Origin of the sequence: Thermoflexibacter ruber (genome assembly GCF_900113045.1) — a bacterium.
Taxonomy (GTDB): domain Bacteria; phylum Bacteroidota; class Bacteroidia; order Cytophagales; family Thermoflexibacteraceae; genus Thermoflexibacter; species Thermoflexibacter ruber.
This window is the reverse complement of the sequence record NZ_FONY01000034.1, coordinates 1-19,277: the sequence shown is the minus strand read 5'-3', so window position 1 is coordinate 19,277 and position 19,277 is coordinate 1. Positions and strand designations below refer to the sequence as shown.

Here is a 19,277-nt window from a genome sequence, read left to right as displayed (position 1 = left end):
TATTTTGTATTTCTATTTCTATTTTCTGGTGCTTGGCAAGCTCTAAGGTGGAGTTGAGTTCTTCTACAGTCTGCTTAAGTTCTTCATTGGCTTCCTTGAGTTCTGTAGTTCGCTCTTGCACTTTGAGTTCAAGATTTTTATTGCTTTCTTCTAATTCATTTGAAAGTCTTATTACTTTCTTAAATGCCTTAGAAGAACGGTTTGATAACAAAACTGCTTGCGAAAAAAAGAAAATGAACATGCCTATAGGTACGGTATTACCCGTATTGACTATTTCCATATTATGCAGAATGTCATTGACTACAAAAACTCCTCCTAAGAAAAATCCTAAAACCAACGTCAAAGAGTCCTCTCTTTTACGAATCACCGCAAGCACAGTAACTATCAGATTAGCAAATAAAATAGCAAAAGTAAAATAATTATGATAGGTTACGGAGTAGGAACTAATCCTTGCGGGAAAAAACAGAAAAAGGAGAATAAAAATACTTTCTACTGTTAAAATCAATCTTGCTAACCATTTAGGACTTTCTTTGGGGAAAAGCCAATGAAAGAAATAGGTAAGAGCAATCAGAGCGGTCATAGCTGAGATAAACTCGACTTTTATAAGTAATTCCCAGTCAAAATCAGGCAAATAATAAGTAAGCAGTCGCTCTCCTATACTGACAATCCTCAAAACTACAGTGAAGCAAAGAATAGAAAAATACAAATTAGACTTGTCCTCTTTGCGTTGGATATAAATGCCAAAGTGATACATTCCCATAATAAAAATACCACCTACTAATGCTAAATCAAGAAAAAGCGAGGATTCTCTTCTTTCTTGTAGCTTTTGCCGAGAACCTAATTCTACTGACTCCCAAAGACCTCCAGAGCGGTAATGAAAATTAGCAATATGAAAAATTAACTCAAGTGTATCTTTATTTACTTCAAAATCATAGATTTGAGCGCGATACTGTGGCTTTGAAGTTTCTAACGAAGTCCCTACTTGACCATTTACCCCTATAAGTTTGTCATTTACAAAAAGAGCGTATGCACTACTCACCGAGGTAACTCGTAGGGCTAAGTGCTTATTAATATGAGAATTAGTCATTATTCTTAGCCTGTAAGAGGCATAACCTTGACCTCCTAATACCGTTCCGAACCAATTTGTACCTCTCCACCTGCTTGGAATTTCAGTAAAATGCTTTTGCTGGATTGTATCAAAATCTGAAGACAAAAGAAACTTCTGCCAATAGAACTCCCATTCCCCATCTAAGGAAATAACCTCTTTGTCAATAGGATAGTCATTAAGATTGAGTACAGCATATTTGATTTCAGCAATTTTTGTTTGAGCAAAAACCTTCTGATTGAATGAAATGCTGTAGAGAAAAAGTATAATTATGAGATATTTAACCAAGAAATATGTTGTTTGTTTACTATCATTCAAACTAAGTTAATTAAGTAACAGGGGCAATGTTTTCTCTCCAATTAAGAAACGATTGCACAAAGATTTAACCAAAAACTTTTAAAAAGTATGCTTCTACAAAAAAATTATAAATAATATTGATTATTTCTGTTTTACTTTTTTGACGCTAACTTCTGAAGAGTAAGATATAATTTGTTAAAGAAATACAATTTTGCATAGATTTTACTTGAACAAAAACCTAAGTCCCCTTATTTTTGTTTTTAAAACAAAATTATAACAAAAAAAGCTACTTATGTTAGGCATCTCACCAAAAAATAGAGTCGACGACAAATTGTATAAGGAAAAACTAAGCTCAACCATAGTATTGCAAACGCCCAAAGCTGCCAAAGTGCTGGCTTATTGGCTTATGGGCTTGTCTTTGGTATTTTTTATCGTTTTATTTTTGCCTTGGCAACAAAATATTAGAGCAGACGGCGAAGTTACTGCGCTTCGTCCCCAAGACCGACCACAAACAGTAGAGTCTGCGATTGCAGGTAGGATTATTCAGTGGAGAGTAATGGAAGGACAGTTTGTTCGCAAAGGAGATACTATTCTTCAATTAGCAGAAGTCAAGGAAAAGTTTTTTGACCCCAACTTACTTTTACGTTTAAAAGAGCAAATGGAGGCGAAAGAGAATGGTATTACGGCGTATAAGGCAAAAATTTCCGCACTATCCAATCAAATTTTAGCTTTGGAAAGCGGCTTGGAACTGAGCCTCTCGAAAGCCAGAAACAAGCTCCAACAAAACCAATTCAAACTTATTAGCGACAGCACTGACTGGGAGGCAGAAAAAATTAATTTGAAAATCGCCGAAGACCAATTAGTTAGGGCTGAGGAAATGTACAAAAAAGGTTTAATTCCTTTGACTACCTTAGAGTCTCGTCGCCTCAAAGTACAGGAAACCAATGCCAAAGTTATTTCTTTATTGAATAAAGTCCTAACGGCAAGAAATGAAATATTAAATGCACGTATAGAACTAAACTCATTGCAAGCGGAGTATGCAGACAAAATTGCCAAAGCCCAATCTGACCTCAGTTCTGCAAGAAGTTTCTTAGCCGAGGGAGAGGGAGAACTTGCCAAACTGACTTTGGAGTATTCCAATATGAAGATTAGAAATGAGCAGTATTACCTGATTTCTCCACAAGATGCGTATGTAGTACGTGCTTTGAAAGCAGGTATTGGTGAAACTATCAAAGAGGGAGAGGCAGTAGCAACGATTATGCCTGACAATCCCTATACAGCAGTGGCTCTGTACGTAAAACCTATGGACGTACCTTTGCTTTCTATAGGTCGCAAGGTACGCTTGCAGTTTGAGGGCTGGCCTGCCTTGCAGTTTTCTGGGTGGCCCAGCGTGTCTGTAGGTACTTTTGGGGGACGGATAGAAGTCATAGATGCGGTAGATAGCAAAGCAGGGAAATACAGGATTTTAGTCAGTCCAGACCCAGAGGATGATCCTTGGCCAGTCCAACTCCGACAAGGTTCAGGAGTGCTTGGCTGGGCTATGCTTGACGATGTGCCTATCTGGTTTGAGATTTGGCGACAACTCAATGGCTTCCCTCCAAGTCTGAAAGACCAGCCTGATGACCTAATTTATGGCTCGAAAGATAAAAAGTCAAAAGATAGCAAAACTGATGAGGAGGTTGATTAGTTAAAAGAATCATCGGGTGTAAAGCCGTTAGCATATCTATAAAATGTGCTAACGGCTTTTATGTGAGATTAATGCTCTTGGAGGTTGATTCTATCTTCCTTTTCTGTAATCTAAGGGAGGTTTTCTATCTCCTATCAAACTTTTGTATTTAAAATCTGCCCCTCTTGCCTTGTTCATTTCTGCTTTGGCTTGCTCCACTATGGCAGGATTGCTGAGTATATCGATTGCCGTCATAGCTAAGGTCTTTGCTGCATTTTGCATACCTTTGAATCCTATGCTCATGCCATTGGTAGCTACTGCTTGCCAGCTGTGAGCGGAAGTTCCCGCTACCCAAGTAGCTATCCCTAAACCTACGGTTGGCACGACCCAACTGACATCGCCTACATCTGTGGAAGCAGGGAAATATCCCATCTGATAGGGCATAATTTTCTGTACTGAGTGAATGGGGGGCGGATTTTTGAGAGTTTTTTGTATTTCTTCTGCAAAAACCTGCTCTTCTGGAGCATAGTTGATGCCTCCTACTTTTTCTAAGTTAGCGTGCATCAATTTGGCAAGTGTTTCATTCGCTAAAAGGTTGTATAAGCCAGAAGAAACCTCGTATTTCATGGTCGTTCCGGTGCCAATGGTAGCTCCCTCTGCTGCTTTGACTACCCTTTCCCAAAGCTCTATGGTAGTTTTTACATCAGGATGCCTAACAGTATATTCTACTTCAGCATAATCTGGAACTACGTTAGAGGCGAGTCCACCTTTGGTAATCACGTAATGGATACGGCTTTCTTGAGGTACGTGTTCGCGCATGAGATTGACCATATAGTTCATAGCCTCTACCCCGTCCAAAGCAGAACGCCCTTTTTCTGGGGCTGCTGCGGCATGAGTACTGATGCCATAAAAGCGAAAGATACCACTCATAACAGCTAAACAACTCTCTGGACTTGCGTTATTCGCACTAGAAGGGTGCCAGTGTAGCACTACATCTGTACCGCTGAATAAGCCTGCACGTACCATATACACTTTCCCGCCCCCGCCTTCCTCTGCGGGTGTGCCATATACCTTGATTGTTCCTCCTTTCTTAGACTGCGATAACCAATATTTTAAAGCGATAGCCGCAGAAATTGAGGCTGTGCCAAAAAGATTATGACCACAGCCATGTCCACTCCCACCATTAACAAGTGGTTTTTGCATAGGTACGGAGTCCTGTGAAAGTCCGGGTAAGGCATCAAATTCTGCCAAAATCCCTATCACAGGGCTACCACTTCCATAAGTAGCTACAAAAGACGTAGGAATATCAGCTAAGCCTGTTTCTACGCTAAATCCCTCATTTTTAAGACTTTCCTGTAAAAGTGCAGAACTTTTCGTTTCTTGATACCCTAACTCCGCCCAGTTCCAAATAGCACGAGCGGTCTGGCAGTTTGCATAGTACTTTTTATCTATCATGTTGCTAACAAACTGCTTGTCTTTGTCTAAACTACTTTTAAATTTTTTTTCTTGTGATTGCCCAAAGTGGAAGTCCAATGCCAATAAGAGCATAAGAAGCATTTTTTTTTCCATAAATCGGTATGGTTTTAATGAAAATAGAATTATTTACGTTGGAAATTACGGTATCTCATTGGCATTTTCAACAAATTAGCTGATTAATTCGACAAAATCTGTACCCAATTTATGGACAAAAAAAGAGAAGTACTTGAATAGTTCAAATACTTCTCTTTGCTATATTCTTATGTGTTCCCGGCAGGATTCGAACCTGCGACCTACTGCTTAGAAGGCAGTTGCTCTATCCAGCTGAGCTACGAGAACAAATATTCCTTAGAAAAAAAATACTAACAATCACGGTAAAAACTGATTATTAGTATTTGCTTAGCATGTCGGGGTGGCAAGATTCGAACTTGCGACCTCCTGCTCCCAAAGCAGGCGCGATAACCGGGCTACGCTACACCCCGATGGCTTCTCTTTTAGCGGAGAGGGCGGGATTCGAACCCGCGGTACAAGTTTTAGCTCGTACGACGGTTTAGCAAACCGCTCCTTTCGGCCTCTCAGGCACCTCTCCTTTCTTGAAAAGCGTTGCAAAGGTACTGCTTAAAATTTAATATTCCAAGTGTTTTTTAATTTTTTCTCTTAAAAAGTGTTATTTTTTTTATTATTAGTTTTTTAAAACCTTAATTATCAATATACTATCGTTTTATGCTCTCTGTATTTATTTTTTACTTAGGTAAATTTTATAATTTTGTATGGCAAAATAATAACATTGGAAGTAGTTACATTATTAATCTCAAACCGCTAAAATGACTTGGTTTAATGAATTAGGTAGAATAGAACTGATTTTAATAGGTGTATTTGTCTTTTTGTATATTCTATATCTCGGTAAAATACACCGCATCGCCTCCATGCTCAAGACAAGTGCCAGAGGTGTATTTATCAAGTTCTTTTTACGAATCATATATTTTTCTTTAATTATCTTGGCAATCTTGGGACCTTCCTTCGGCGAGGTGAGCAAAGAGGTAGAAAGTAAAGGCAAAGACATTTACATCGCAGTCGACCTTTCTCTATCTATGAACGCCACCGATGTTCAGCCCTCTCGCTTAGACAAAGTAAAATTTGAATTAAAGAACATTGTTTCTAATTTTTCTTCTGATAGAGTAGGATTGATTATTTTCTCCTCAGAAGCGTTTGTGCAATGTCCTCTTACTTTTGACCAAAGTGCTTTAAATTTGTTTATAGAAACGCTTAACACAGGTTTAGTGCCTAACACGGGTACTGATTTTGCCCCTCCTTTACAAATCGCCTACAAAAAATTTACAGAAGATAGCGAAGACAACGTGAAAGACCAAGCCAAAGTGATTATTTTAATCAGTGATGGAGAGGATTTTGGTGAGGAAACCCAAGACGTACTGAGCGATTTGGAGAATAGAGGTATTAAAGTTTTTACTCTTGGAGTAGGCACGGAAACAGGAAGCACTATTCCATTCCGAGAGCGTAGTGTCAAGCGAGATGAGTCTGGAAGAGAAGTAATTACTACGCTCAATCGCGCACCTTTACAAGAAATTGCCGAGAAAACACAAGGAAAATATTTTGAAATAAGTGATAAAAAAAACAATGTTGCTCAGCTAATTGATACAGTAAAGAAATTAGAAGGACAACTGCGCGACAAACGAAAAATGGACGTAAAAGCAAATAAGTTTTATATTTTTCTATTGCCTGCTTTGATACTTATATTATTGGATATTTTTGTTACAGTGAAAACAGTGAGAGTATGACACCAACGAAAGAAGATACTTCATTAACAAATCGCCTGCAAAAAGACATCACTGATGCTGTTTGTCAGCAAACTCTTGAAAAGGATTTGGATTCAGGTAATAATGATGAGTCAAATGACGAGGAGGAGGCAGAACAGGTGAATGGCTTTGAACTTTTTATGCAAAATACTAAAGGAAATTTTAACAAGTTGATAGGATGTGGAGGATAGATAGAAAGTCACTAAACAATAAACCCCTTTAATCATTACTGCTTAAAAGGGTTTCTATGTAATCATAAAATAAAAAACTCTCATGTGTAAAAGTGTTAAATTACATTTACAAAAATACTAAAATATCGACAAATAAATAACCTATGCCGCCTTAGCTGTGGGCGTTGAGTTTGTACTCTTGCCAATAATAACTGCTTCTGCTTCTTTCTCGGTTGGTTCGATGATTGCACTCTTTGCAAAATAGCCGTACATAAAAGAAGAAAATGTAAAACCTGCAATTAGTAAGATGATAAAAGCTAACATATTTCTAAAAGATTTAATTATTAGAAAAAAAATATTTGATTTGGTAAAAGTCTTGTTGATGTTACTATGTTTTAAATTGATACAAAGTTAAGTAAAAAATAAATACCATGCTTAGCGTTGTTTTTTCATACATTTCATACGTAAGTTTTTAGGCATATATTTAGTGAAAATAATGAATATATAAATTTAGTCTAAAAAAATCTCGATTTAGTACAAGTATAAGCTACATTATTTCTTTTATCAAGCAAACATAAAAAAGTAAGAAAAGTAAAAAACAATATTAATTTTTTATTTTCTATGTATTAAATACTTTTTCTTAGTTCATTGCATAGCAATAATTCTTGTTCATTATTTACGTAATCTTGCATAAAACGAAGAATTTATTGAATTATTATAAGTTTTTTTAAACTTTTATGTTAAAAATCTTTTTTATTTCATAAAACATATTATAAATTTTTCCAATGAAAGTAGGAATCATAGGGGCTGGCATAGCAGGCATTGCTACGGCTATTCGCTTACGCACCTTGGGCTTAGAAGTGAGTATTTTTGAAGCAAATTCTTATTTAGGGGGCAAGTTATCAGAGTTTGAAGTGCAGGGATACCGCTTTGATGCAGGTCCTTCTTTGTTTACTATGCCTCATTTTGTTGAGGAATTGTTTGAAGTAGCTGGTAGAAATCCTAAGGATTACTTTGATTATGAAACACTTGATGTCATCACTAATTACTTTTATGAAGACGGAACAAAAATATACGCTTATGCTGATACAAGAAGATTTGCTCAGGAAGTAGAAGAAAAGACGGGAGAGAAAAAAGAAATTGTGCTTACTTTTCTGAAGAAAAGCAAAGAAAAGTATGAACTGACTGGGGAAATTTTCCTAAGACGTTCTTTGCATACCATAGACAGTTTCCTCAACAGAGAAACGCTTTGGTGTATCCTAAATGCGTACAAATTAGATGCTTTTCGTACTATGAACCAAGCTAATCAAAGTCTTTTTAAGAGCCCTAAAATCGTCCAACTTTTCAATAGGTACGCTACTTACAACGGTTCTGACCCTTGGCAAACACCTGCGACACTCAACATCATTCCTCATTTGGAATTTGGTATTGGTGCATTTTTCCCTAAAAAAGGTATGTTTTCTATTACTTCCAGTTTAGCTCGTTTGGCAAAAGACTTAGGAGTAGATTTTACTTTAAATGCTAAGGTAGAGCAGATTATAGTCAAGGAAAATCACAGTAGGAAAAAGGTGGAAGGACTGCTTGTCAATGGTGAAAAATATGACTTTGATATGGTAGTGAGTAATATGGACATTGTGAATACATACCAAAAATTATTACCTTCTGAACCACAACCTACTAAAATTCTGAATCAGCCTAAGTCAAGTTCAGCATTGATTTTCTACTGGGGTATCAATCGTGAATTTGACGAATTAGCCTTGCACAACATCTTTTTTAGCCAAAACTATCAACAAGAGTTTGAGCATATTTTTAAGAAAAAAACTATCTATAACGACCCTACTGTATATATCAATATCACTTCTAAGCATAAGAGAGATGATGCCCCCCCTCGCTGTGAAAATTGGTTTACGATGATAAACGTACCCAATAATTCAGGACAGGACTGGGATATGCTCATTGCCCAATCCAGAGAAAATATCGTTAAGAAGCTAAGCCGCATGCTTAAAGTTGATTTAGCAAGGCATATAGAGGTAGAACAAATCTTAGACCCGAGAAGTATAGAAGCAAAGACTTCCTCTTCGCAAGGTGCGCTGTATGGCAATAGTAGCAATAATCGATATGCCGCTTTTCTCCGTCATGCTAACTTTTCTCCTACCATTACTAACTTATTTTTTTGTGGAGGGAGTGTGCATCCTGGAGGAGGTATCCCTCTGGCATTGAGTTCGGCAAAAATTGTAGGGGATTTGGTAAAAAAGAGATTAGAAGTTTTGCAAAAATAAGTAATATTTGCTGAATGCAAAGCCCAAGTCATTGATTTACTGCGAAAAATCTGAACTCTCAAAGATATAAAACTGCAAAGTGGCAAAGGAAATATATATAGAGAGAGAGAGTTTAACGATAAGTAGTTAGAGTAAAAGAAATTAAAATTTTTTGAATTTCTTTTATTTGTAAGTAGTTTTAAATTAAAAAGAACCAAAATAACTATGTTGATACAACAAACACCCACAGAAATTATTATTCGTATCCCTTCTGGAGTAGAGGTAGAAGGACTCCAAAGGTTGATAGATTTTTTGAAGTTTAGAGAGCTTGTATCAAAAAGTAAAGCTACACAGGAGCAGGTAGATGAGTTAGCATCACAAATTAACAAAAATTGGTGGGAAAAAAACAAAGACAAACTCCTTCCATAAGATTCTCCTTCTCTCACACTGTTGCTCAAGATTATTACCAAGTGTTTTTGTGAAAAAATAATAATGGAAAAGCAAAAAATAGTGATAGATACTAATGTGATTTTTATTGCTTTGCTCAACACATCAAGTACAATAGGAGATTTAGTATTGAACTCTGATAATGTATTTGAGTTTTATTCTTGTTCACTGTTAAAAGAAGAAATTAGGGAACATCAAGCTAAAATATTGAAAATTTCAGGTTTTACAGAAAGTGAATTGGCAATACTCTGCCAAACTATTTTTGCCAAAATTACTTTTATTTCTGAAGAAATTATCCCCTTTGAATATTGGCAAAATGCTTTACCTATTGTAAGAGACATAGATATAGATGATATTGCTTTTGTAGCACTTGCAGATTTACTTGATGCCAAACTGTGGACAGGCGATAAAAAACTCCTAAAAAGCATTAGAGCCAAAGGCTAAAATAAAGCAATAAGCAAAGAGGAAGTGATGTTGCTAAGAACTGAGTTAGAATCATAAAATGTAAACTTTGATGTTTTATTGTACACTCTCACACAAAATGTACATGAATATAAATTAGGAAATCAACTGACTGAATGCAAAGCGCAAGTCATTGATTTACTGCAAAAAATCTGCACTCTCAAAGATATAAAACTGCAAAGTAGCAAAGGAAATAGGGAAAAGAATGTTAAGATTTTGATTAGAAATTTATTGCTTTACTTTCTATCTTGCAAAAATTCATAAACAATTAAAATACTATGAAAATGAAAAAGATAGCACTACTTTGCTTTTTACCCTTGCTTCTATGGTCTAATACTACCCCTAAAGATGAACTCTTGGAAGGCTTCAAAAATCCACCTATGGAGGCTCGCCCTATGGCTCTTTGGGACTGGACAAATGGCAATTTTTCTCTTTCACAAATTACTTATGAAATGGAACAAGCCAAGGCAAAAGGCATGGGAGGCTTTGATATTTGGGACGTAGGGGTACTGGTAGATGAGAAAAAAGTGATTCCCGCAGGTGCGCCATTCATGAGTGAAGAATCTGTTCAGGGAATTGCTCATGCAGTTAGAGAAGGAGAACGTTTGGGTTTGCGATTGGGCTTAATTACCGCCAGCAGTTGGAATGCAGGAGGCGATTGGGTAAAACCTGAACACGGAGTCATGGGACTTTTTAAGACAGAAATAAAGATAAAAGGAGGGCAGAAAATTACAGAAAAATTGGCTTTCCCTACACTACCTGAAAAACTGGGACGAGATACACCTATTATAGAAAAAGATGCCAATGGCTTGCCTACTTTTTACAAAGAAGTGGCAGTGTTGGCTATGCCTTCCGACCAGAAGTCATTAAAAAATAATGAGATAATTAACATCTCTGATAAAATGAACGATAAAGGTGAACTTTCGTGGGACGCTCCGCAAGGAGATTGGCTCGTAGTTCGCTACGTTTGCGCCCCCACAGGGCAGCCTCTCAAGGTGCCGAGTCCTAACTCCAGAGGCAGAATGATAGACCACTTCAGCGCAGAAGCTACCGAGGCTCACCTTATGTATATCATTGAAAGGCTGCAAAAAGAATTAGGGAGTTTGAAAAATCGTTCTTTACAATATTTATATACAGATAGTTACGAAGCAAGTTCTGCGATTTGGACACCCAAGATTGTGAGCGAGTTTGAGAAGCGTTGGGGGTATAGCATGATTCCCTATCTACCTGTTTTAGATGGAAAAGTGGTAGAAAACCAAGACATTAGTCGCCGTTTTTCTTTTGATTACAGAAAACTACTTTCTGATTTAATCATTGAAAACCACTATGCCAAATGCGTAGAAATTTGTAAAAAATATGGACTGCAATTTTCTGCCGAAGCAGGCGGACCGGGGCAGCCCATTCACAACGTACCTTTTGAAGATTTGAAAGCCTTAGGTTCGTTGAGTTTCCCGAGAGGAGAATTTTGGAACAAACACCCACAACTCGAGCTTTTACAAATCATCAAGGGCATATCGAGTGCGGCACACTTATACAACCAAAAATACGTAGAAGCCGAGTCTTTTACAAGCGTTTGGCTGTGGCAGGAAGGACCTCAAGAACTTAAGCCTTTGGCAGACAGGGCTTTTTGCGAAGGACTGAACCGCATTGTATATCACACTTTTCCGCATACTCCTGCCGAAGCGGGCAATCCCGGTTGGGTGTATAACTTTGGTACACTGATTCATGTCAATAACTCTTGGTGGGAAAAATCCAAGTCTTTCCATGAGTACCTCGCAAGGTGTAGCTACCTTTTGCAACAAGGGAATTTTGTCGGTGATGTAGCTTTTTACTACGGCGACCAAGCCCCGAACTTTGTCAAACCCAAATATGTCCACCCTTCCTTAGGCAGGGGATACGACTATGATGTGGTCAATTCCGAGGCGATTTTAAAGTTCATGAGCGTCAAAGAAGGAAAAATATTCCTACCTTATGGGCAGTTTTACGAGGTCTTAGTCCTGCCCGATGAGGACGAAGTAAACTTAGACGTTTTGAAAAAATTGGAAAAAATGGTTTTTGACGGAGCAACTATCATTGGTAGAAAGCCTACAAAGACCTATACGCTAAGCAATTATGAGCAGAAAGAAAAAGAAATAAAAGCGATTACTGAAAGGCTTTGGGGCAGGTGCGATAGTGTAAATGTAAAAGAAAATAAATATGGCAAGGGGAAAATTATATGGGGAAAAACGGTGAGAGAAGTATTAGCAGAAAGAGGTAAAGTACCTGATTTCCAATTTACTGCTTCCTTAGACTCCGCTATGCTGGACTACATACACCGCCGAACTGCTAATGATGACATCTACTTCATTAGAAATACTAAAAACGCTACCTACGAAGCAAACCTAACTTTCAGAAACACAGATAAGACCCCACAGCTTTGGAATCCCACAGACGGGAGCTTTTATGAACTTGCCAATGTGCAGAAAGAAGCTAATACTACCACTTTCCGCTTGCAAGTGCAGCCTTATGAATCTTTTTTCATAGTTTTTAGAAAAAATCCAAAGAAAGCACCCTTGACCGACAAGCAAAGCCCTATACTTGCTACCAAAGAAATCAAAGGAGAATGGGAAGTGCGCTTCCCACACGGATGGGGTGTTCCTACACGCACTATCTTTCCCGACCTTGTATCTTGGACAAATGCCAAAGATACTGCTATCCACTATTTCTCAGGGATTGCCGCTTACTATAAAACCTTTGAGCTTACTAATGAAGATATGCCACAAGGGAAGCGTATTTTTTTAGACTTAGGCAGGGTCAGGGAAATAGCAGATGTGTGGCTCAATGGGCAGCACTTAGGCGAAAGGTGCTTCGTGCCTTATAGCTACGAAATTACGCCATACCTAAAAGTAGGGAAAAACTACTTAGTCATAGAGGTAGCCAATGTATTGAATAACAGAATGGTAGGTGATGCCAAAGTGCCAGAGCCATATCGCCGCACTAAATCCAACATCATCAAAGGACCAAACGCTTGGATGCGACCTTGGGCAGAGGTTAGCTTGGTTGAGTCGGGATTGTTAGGTACGGTGAAGTTAATAACAAAGCAATAAACTAAGTTGTGTGATGTAAGAGCAATGGAAAAACAGCCTCAGAACATGGCTCTTACATCATTTAAAATCAGCGTAACCCATTCTTTGTACATTAGCCCAGAGGGGTGTAAACCGTCTTTTGCAATCAGTTGGGCATTATCTTTTGCTTTACGAGAAATAGGGGTAATGTCAAAATATTTTACCCCATATAACTGACTAATTTCCCGATTGATGTTATTGAAAATATCAATTTCGTGAGCAATTTTAGCAGTATCACTATTTTGGGCAAAGGGAGTAACCCCGTAGTCAGGAATGGATAGCACAAAAACTCTATTTTTATTGCCTTGGGCTTTTTCAATCGCTATTTTTAGTAAAATTTCAAACTCTTTGTGGTAAGTGTCCACGCTATATCCTCGGTATTGATTGTTTACCCCAATCAATAAGGAAACTAAATCATAGGTATTAGGTGGATTTTTTTTCTCAATAGCAGAGAGCAGTTCATCAGTAGTCCAACCTGTACGCGCAATAATGTCAGGATTGTTGATAGGTATTTTTGCTTGATTAAGTTCTTTGGCAAGCATCACAGGGTAGCGCTCTTCTTCTTTTACGCTTTCCCCTATGGTATAAGAATCTCCTAACGCTAAGTAAGTGAACTGCTTACCTTCATTTTTTTGCTCTACCATACAATTACCAAATAATAAGAGTAATAAAACTAATGCGTACTTCATTTAGCCCTACTAATTATAATGCTACAAAGATATTTTCTTGCTACGTCTTTTTACTGTATCTGATAAATTTATTTGTTTTGATGGCTAAAAATTATTTAACATAACTTTTTATATCATTTTACGTATAATATTTTTTAATGTAAAAAAAACACCCTAATTTTGCTTGGCAAATAAGAAAACCATTATTTGCCATGAACCACACATTTATAGAGGCACTTACTTACGATGATGTACTGTTAATTCCTGCATATTCGGAAGTATTACCAAGAGAAACAGACGTTTCTACGTATCTTACTCGCAATATCAAACTCAATATCCCATTTTTAGCGGCAGCCATGGACACCGTTTCAGAATATGAAATGGCTATGGCAATTGCTCGCGAGGGAGGTATTGCGTTTATTCATAAAAATATGCCTATCCAACAGCAGGCAGAGCAAGTTCGCAAAGTAAAGCGTTCAGAGAGCGGAATGATACTTGACCCTATTACACTTACCCCTGATGTACCTATTAGAGAAGCATTTAGGATTATGAAGGACTTTAAAATTGGGGGGATTCCTGTTGTGAACAAGGAGGGATTTTTAGAGGGCATTATCACCAACAGAGATTTGCGCTTTCAAAAAGATATGACAACTTTGGTGGGGGATATTATGACCAAGGAGAACCTTATCATTGCTCAGGAAGGCATAGATTTGCACGACGCAGAGGAAATTTTGCAAAAACATAAAATAGAGAAATTGCCTATCGTAAATAAGCAAAATAAACTCACAGGACTGATTACCTACCGAGATATTTTGAATAAAAAAGACCGACCCAATGCTTGCAAAGACAAGTTTGGTCGCCTGAGAGTAGGGGCGGCGGTAGGTGTAACTCCCGATATGATAGAGCGAATAGCCTTGTTAAAAGCGGCGGGAGTAGATGTAGTTTGTATAGATACCGCACATGGACACTCTAAGGGGGTATTAGATGCAGTAAAAAATGCAAAACTCCAATTTCCTGATTTAGATATTATTGCGGGCAATGTAGCTACTGGAGAAGGGGCTATTGCCTTAGCAAATGCAGGTGCAGATGCCGTAAAAGTAGGAGTAGGACCGGGTAGTATTTGTACGACAAGGGTAATCGCAGGCATAGGAGTTCCCCAATTATATGCAGTGATAGAAGCATCTAAGGCATTGAAAGGCACTGATATACCTGTCATTGCTGACGGAGGTATTCGCTTTTCTGGCGATGTGGTGAAGGCTTTGGCAGCAGGCGGAAGTACGGTTATGATAGGTTCGCTTTTGGCAGGGACAGAAGAGGCGCCGGGCGATGTCATCTTGTACGAAGGGCGTAAGTTCAAGTCTTACAGAGGCATGGGGTCGGTAGAGGCAATGGAAGAAGGCTCAAAAGACCGCTACTTCCAAGATGCAGAGGACGATATTAAAAAATTAGTGCCAGAAGGTATCTCAGGCAGAGTACCTTTCAAGGGCAAAGTCGCAGAAGTTTTATATCAATTGGTAGGAGGTTTGCGGGCAGGCATGGGCTACTGCGGAGCGAAAAATATAGAGGCACTTCGCAAGGCAACTTTCGTAAAAATTACTTCTGCGGGGGTCAAAGAAAGCCACCCTCACGATGTAATCATTACCCAAGAAGCCCCTAATTATAGTCGGTAAATGAATGAAAACTATATAAAAAGAATCTATGTATTCGCAGGTGTGATAAGTTGGGCAATCTTAGCATTGCTCATCTTAGCAGACCATTTTTTCGATATTTACCACTACAAACTTCATGTCCCTCTTTTCATCAAAGCTCTCTTACTCAATGTTTTTGTGGTCAGTATTTATCTTTTTATAGAGAAAAAAGAGGAGTTGAAAGAGGGAAGTGGATTTTACAATATTCTTTGGAGTGTATTCTTTATAGGTTTAGTTTGTACGGTTTTTTCCCTTATCCTCACCCAGTTCATGGGTGGACTTATCAAGTCAAATACAGGTGCCACTATCTTATGGCTCTATTTCCTTTATCTGATAGAGTTGGGATTGATGATAATTTTTCTCATCATTGCTTTTATCAGGTGGAAAAAACTCATTTTGTACCAAAACTCACGCTTTGTCAAGATTCTTTGGCGAATATTTGAGTATGCCTTATTTACTTCGCTGATACTGCATTTTTTTAGTAATCAATACATTATTCCTCTGCTCAACCAGATTATTGAGATAGTATTTTTTGCCTTTAGCTTGATTCTCTCTATCAATTTGAGTTGGATTGCTTTCTTATCTTTAAGACAAAAATTTATCAGTCTTATGCTCTTGATAGGCATGATAGTATTTTTGGCTTATTTTTACAATCTCTTAAAAGAATATCCTGAACTTCGTAATATTTCTGTTGACCTTTCTAACAGTGTCTTTTTTGCCTCTATCACTCTTTTTATAGGCGTATATAGCGTATTTTCTATCTTAGTTTTACTTTTCAATATGCCTACTTCTTCAGTTTTCGAGAAAAAATTTGCAGAAATTTCTGATTTTCATAAATTAATAGAGGGCAAAACTGCCAAGCAGGTCTATGATACTATGTTGGAAATAGCCATCAGAAACCTCAAATCAGATGCCGCATGGTTGGAATTAGCAGACCACAAAGGGCTTATCTGCTCCCAGATAGAGGAAAATTTGGCAAAAAAAATAATAGATAGCATCAATAAAAGTGGGTATAATCATCAAAACTATAAAAAATTCAATCCCGACTCGCTTAATGGATTGGCTGAGGAGTTTGAGTACAAATCGATATTAGCTGTACCACTGACCTCTCATAATAAACACTTGGCTACTTTGGTTTTACTCAAAAAAGAGAATAACGCCTTTGACAATGTAGTTACTAACTTGATTAGCACGTATGCCGCCCAAGCAAGCATTGCCTTAGACAACTTCCGCTTGATTTCTGAAACGGTAGAAAATGAGCGATTTAAGACAGAGTTGCTTACTGCCAAAAAAGTGCAGCAGCGACTGCTGTCCAAACTTGCCTTCCAATCAGACAAAATTGAGCTATTAGCAACCTCTCTTTCTCCAGAGGAAGTAGGGGGAGATTTTTATGATTTTCACCAAATTGCGGAAAATAAATATGCTGTAATTATTGGTGATGTTTCAGGAAAAGGCACAGTTGCCGCCTTTAATATGGCGCAGATGAAGGGTATCTTTCATGCTTTGGTGCAGTTAGATTTGCCGCCTGACCTTTTTTTAAAATATGCCAATGAAGCCCTATCAAGGTGTTTGGAAAAAAATGCGTTTATTACAGCGATTTACATAGTGATAGATACTAAGTTGAACAAAATCACCTATGTAAGAGCTGGGCATTGTCCTCCCTTGCACCTCCAAGCCAATAATAACGAAGTTAAATATCTCCAATCCAAAGGCTTGGGCTTAGGTATTATCCGCAATAAAAGCTATAAAAACTTTATCAGTATAGAAACCTTGTATTTCAAAAGAGGTGATGTCTTATTCCTTTACACTGACGGCGTTATAGAAGCCAAAAAACATGAAACAGGGGAAGAATTTGGCTATGAACGCTTGAAAACCTTTCTCATCACCAACCAGTATGCCCACTTAGACCACATCGCCAATAACTTAGTTAGAGAGATTTATCAGTTCACTAATGACTCCTACCTCAAAGACGACTGTACTGTGTTACTGATGAGGTTTTATTGATATGGGCAATTATTCAGAGATAGCTTAACTGAAGATTGTTTTTCTATTGTTAATAGTAGAATCAAAATAGTGTTTAAGATAGATTAAACCCTTGTTTTCTAATGGTTTTAATTATCCCTTGCAAGTGAGTAGATGCTTCTGCTTCCCAAGCACATTGCCACTTTTTGCTTGATTTTTATACTCGTACACTTATTGTCAAAGTTCAAAATTCTCTATCACCTGTCGCCTTTAATAGGCGTTGGTTTGCCACTTGTCAAGATACTCACTTTCATTGGCTTGATATACTATTTTGTGTATAATTTTGTCAAGTTCTTGTGTTGCAGATAGTATGCTTTCAATATACTTGTTTTTCATCTCTTCGGTTTCATTTTTGTAGTTTTTCAACAAATCACAAAGTCCTAAGATATTAGCCACAGGTCTGCGAACTTCGTGAGACTGTTGCCAAGAAATAGCACGTAAAGTTTCGTTTTGTTGCAATATTTTGAGTTCTCTGTTCTTACGTTCTGTAATATTTTGTACATTATGAGCAATACCTATAATTTGCTGCTGTTCATCATAAACAGGGTACATACTTAATTGCCACCAATTTATGCCGTCTGTTCGTTCAACTATAATATTTTGTCCTGATAGTGCTTTTGTGTAAAAGTCTTTAAACTCTGCTTGGTATTCAGGTAAAACATAATCTAAAGAGCTGTCCCCTATTTGGGCTTCTTTGCCAAAGACTTGTCGGGTTATGCTTTGGGCTACTTTGTTATTGTAGCGAATAATAAAGTTTTTGTCAATAAATGTGCTTGCTTCTGAGGTACTTTGATAAATAGCCCTAAGTATATACTCTTGTTGCTTTATAGTTTCAATGTACTTCTTCTCTTGCGTAATATCCCTAAAAAACACTGTCAAACCTTCTGTTGATGGATAACAAACTGCACTGAACCACTTATCAAGGTCGGGGCGGTAGTCTTCAAAAGTTATAGATTTATTTTCTGCTATTGCATTCCGATAGGCTGCAGAGTAGTTGTAATCAGGGGTATCAGGAAATAAGTCCCAAATCTTCCGACCTAATAACTGCTCTCGTGTAATACCTAAAATTTGTTCGGATACTTTATTGATTTTCACAAATTTCCAATCACGGTCAAGTAAATAAAAACCGTCTGTTATTTCTTCTATAATAGTTTCTACTTTTTGAGCAAGTTCTTTGGCTTGTTTGTTTGCTCTTTCGGTTTCGGTAATGTCGTGCCCTATGCAAAGTATGCCAATTGGGTTTTTGTATTGGTCTTTGAAAAGTGAAAATTCCCACTCTGTCCAATAAAAGTCTTGTTGGTTGGTATCTGGTGTTCGTAAATGGACTTTTACTACTTTATCAGGGTTCGCAAAACATTGTTCTACGGCTTGTAAACAAACTTGGTGGTCTTTGGGGTAAATGGCGATAAGTGAGGGTTGTCCGACAAAATTTTCACAAATAAATGAAAATCTTTCTTTGAAAGCATTATTGACAAAAACATATCGCCCTTCTAAGTCAGTAATGACTAAGTAGTAGGTTTCTGAACGCAATAAGCACTCAGGAAGCAAAGATTTTATGTCATCTTCTGTCATCATACTTCACTAAACCACAGATAAGCCTCTTTTTCTGAAGTAAAATACTTTGTTTCAAATAGATTTTGATTCTCTTCCATGGTCTGCTCAATAGATAAAAATTCTACTATCAGTTGGTCAAAAACTTCTTGCGGAACTATAAATGCGGCTTTTTGTAAACCCTTATGTTTGGTAGGGAAAAATACATTCTCAACCGTCCATTCTTGTAAATCAGGTGTAATAGTAAACATTAAATTAGGATAAACAATATTAAAATGCACTGGTGGAAGTTTCATAACCCACTCTACGAGTATATTCATATTTTTTTTGTATACTTCCTCAGTTAGTTCTCCGAACCATCGTTGGATTATTAGGCTTTGCTCTTCGTCATAGTCTAATATTAGTGTTGAGTTTTCAAATATCCTTTGCATACTTTATTCTTTATATTATTTAGGTATATGGTGTTGATTTCACATGTATGATAGTTTATTTTGGTTTGCCCAAACTAATATTTTGAAATGATGTCAATGGTAAAGCAGTTTCTTTGAA

15 protein-coding genes and 3 tRNA genes are annotated in these 19,277 nt (G+C 37.4%); 9 read left to right on the top strand and 9 right to left on the bottom strand.

Annotation, left to right across the window (positions count from 1 at the left end):
- Window positions 1-1,393, bottom strand: a 1,393-nt coding sequence (locus BM141_RS16875; protein ID WP_177217424.1) for a 7TM-DISM domain-containing protein, incomplete at its 3' end; no start/stop codon positions are given.
- A gap of 301 nt (window positions 1,394-1,694) precedes the next feature.
- Here BM141_RS16875 and BM141_RS16870 point away from each other — a divergent pair.
- On the top strand, window positions 1,695-3,089 hold the full coding sequence (locus BM141_RS16870; protein ID WP_091548645.1) for an HlyD family secretion protein: 1,395 nt from the start codon (window positions 1,695-1,697) through the stop codon (window positions 3,087-3,089).
- A gap of 90 nt (window positions 3,090-3,179) precedes the next feature.
- On the opposite strand, the gene BM141_RS16865 is transcribed toward BM141_RS16870, so the two are convergent.
- From BM141_RS16865 to BM141_RS16850, 4 genes are all read right to left on the bottom strand, one after another.
- Window positions 3,180-4,637, bottom strand: coding sequence for an amidohydrolase (locus tag BM141_RS16865; protein WP_091548644.1), 1,458 nt, complete (start codon window positions 4,635-4,637; stop codon window positions 3,180-3,182).
- Window positions 4,638-4,809: 172 nt separating this feature from the next.
- Window positions 4,810-4,883: transfer RNA gene (locus tag BM141_RS16860), tRNA-Arg, on the bottom strand.
- Between the two features lie 68 nt (window positions 4,884-4,951).
- Window positions 4,952-5,026 (bottom strand) — tRNA-Pro (locus BM141_RS16855).
- A 16-nt stretch (window positions 5,027-5,042) separates the two neighbouring features.
- A tRNA-Ser gene (locus tag BM141_RS16850) sits at window positions 5,043-5,133 on the bottom strand.
- Window positions 5,134-5,368: 235 nt separating this feature from the next.
- On the opposite strand from BM141_RS16850, the gene BM141_RS16845 reads away from it, so the two are divergent.
- On the top strand, window positions 5,369-6,340 hold the full coding sequence (locus BM141_RS16845) for a vWA domain-containing protein (protein WP_091548643.1): 972 nt from the start codon (window positions 5,369-5,371) through the stop codon (window positions 6,338-6,340).
- Entirely contained in the window at window positions 6,337-6,549 is a 213-nt protein-coding gene (locus BM141_RS16840; RefSeq protein ID WP_091548642.1) for a hypothetical protein, read from the top strand. Before BM141_RS16845 ends, BM141_RS16840 begins: the two co-directional genes overlap by 4 nt.
- 141 nt (window positions 6,550-6,690) lie before the next feature.
- On the opposite strand, the gene BM141_RS23050 is transcribed toward BM141_RS16840, so the two are convergent.
- Complete coding sequence (locus BM141_RS23050; RefSeq protein WP_177217423.1) at window positions 6,691-6,852, bottom strand: hypothetical protein; 162 nt, start codon at window positions 6,850-6,852, stop codon at window positions 6,691-6,693.
- A 461-nt stretch (window positions 6,853-7,313) separates the two neighbouring features.
- Between BM141_RS23050 and crtD the strand changes: the two genes are divergently transcribed.
- From crtD to BM141_RS16815, 4 genes are all read left to right on the top strand, one after another.
- Window positions 7,314-8,807 (top strand): 1-hydroxycarotenoid 3,4-desaturase CrtD, encoded by a 1,494-nt coding sequence (gene crtD, locus BM141_RS16835; protein WP_091548641.1) that lies wholly within the window; start codon window positions 7,314-7,316, stop codon window positions 8,805-8,807.
- 204 nt (window positions 8,808-9,011) lie between these two features.
- Complete coding sequence (locus tag BM141_RS16830) at window positions 9,012-9,215, top strand: hypothetical protein (RefSeq protein ID WP_091548640.1); 204 nt, start codon at window positions 9,012-9,014, stop codon at window positions 9,213-9,215.
- A 63-nt stretch (window positions 9,216-9,278) separates the two neighbouring features.
- On the top strand, window positions 9,279-9,677 hold the full coding sequence (locus BM141_RS16825; RefSeq protein WP_091548639.1) for a PIN domain-containing protein: 399 nt from the start codon (window positions 9,279-9,281) through the stop codon (window positions 9,675-9,677).
- A gap of 302 nt (window positions 9,678-9,979) precedes the next feature.
- Entirely contained in the window at window positions 9,980-12,781 is a 2,802-nt protein-coding gene (locus BM141_RS16815) for a glycosyl hydrolase (protein WP_177217422.1), read from the top strand.
- Between the two features lie 38 nt (window positions 12,782-12,819).
- Here BM141_RS16815 and BM141_RS16810 read toward each other — a convergent pair whose 3' ends face one another.
- Window positions 12,820-13,488, bottom strand: a complete 669-nt coding sequence (locus tag BM141_RS16810) for an SGNH/GDSL hydrolase family protein (protein WP_091548636.1) — start codon at window positions 13,486-13,488, stop codon at window positions 12,820-12,822.
- Window positions 13,489-13,679: 191 nt separating this feature from the next.
- Here BM141_RS16810 and guaB point away from each other — a divergent pair, with 191 nt between their 5' ends.
- Both guaB and BM141_RS16800 read left to right on the top strand, forming a co-directional pair.
- A complete protein-coding gene (guaB, locus tag BM141_RS16805) occupies window positions 13,680-15,137 on the top strand; it encodes an IMP dehydrogenase (RefSeq protein WP_091548635.1) in 1,458 nt (485 codons plus the stop codon).
- Complete coding sequence (locus BM141_RS16800; RefSeq protein WP_091548634.1) at window positions 15,138-17,159, top strand: SpoIIE family protein phosphatase; 2,022 nt, start codon at window positions 15,138-15,140, stop codon at window positions 17,157-17,159.
- Between the two features lie 228 nt (window positions 17,160-17,387).
- On the opposite strand, the gene BM141_RS16795 is transcribed toward BM141_RS16800, so the two are convergent.
- Window positions 17,388-18,752, bottom strand: coding sequence for a PAS domain-containing protein (locus BM141_RS16795; protein ID WP_091548633.1), 1,365 nt, complete (start codon window positions 18,750-18,752; stop codon window positions 17,388-17,390).
- Window positions 18,749-19,048: a hypothetical protein gene (locus BM141_RS16790; RefSeq protein ID WP_143090968.1), complete on the bottom strand. Its 300-nt coding sequence runs from the start codon at window positions 19,046-19,048 to the stop codon at window positions 18,749-18,751. The genes BM141_RS16795 and BM141_RS16790 overlap by 4 nt, the downstream gene beginning before the upstream one ends.
- Window positions 19,049-19,277 lie beyond the last annotated feature (229 nt).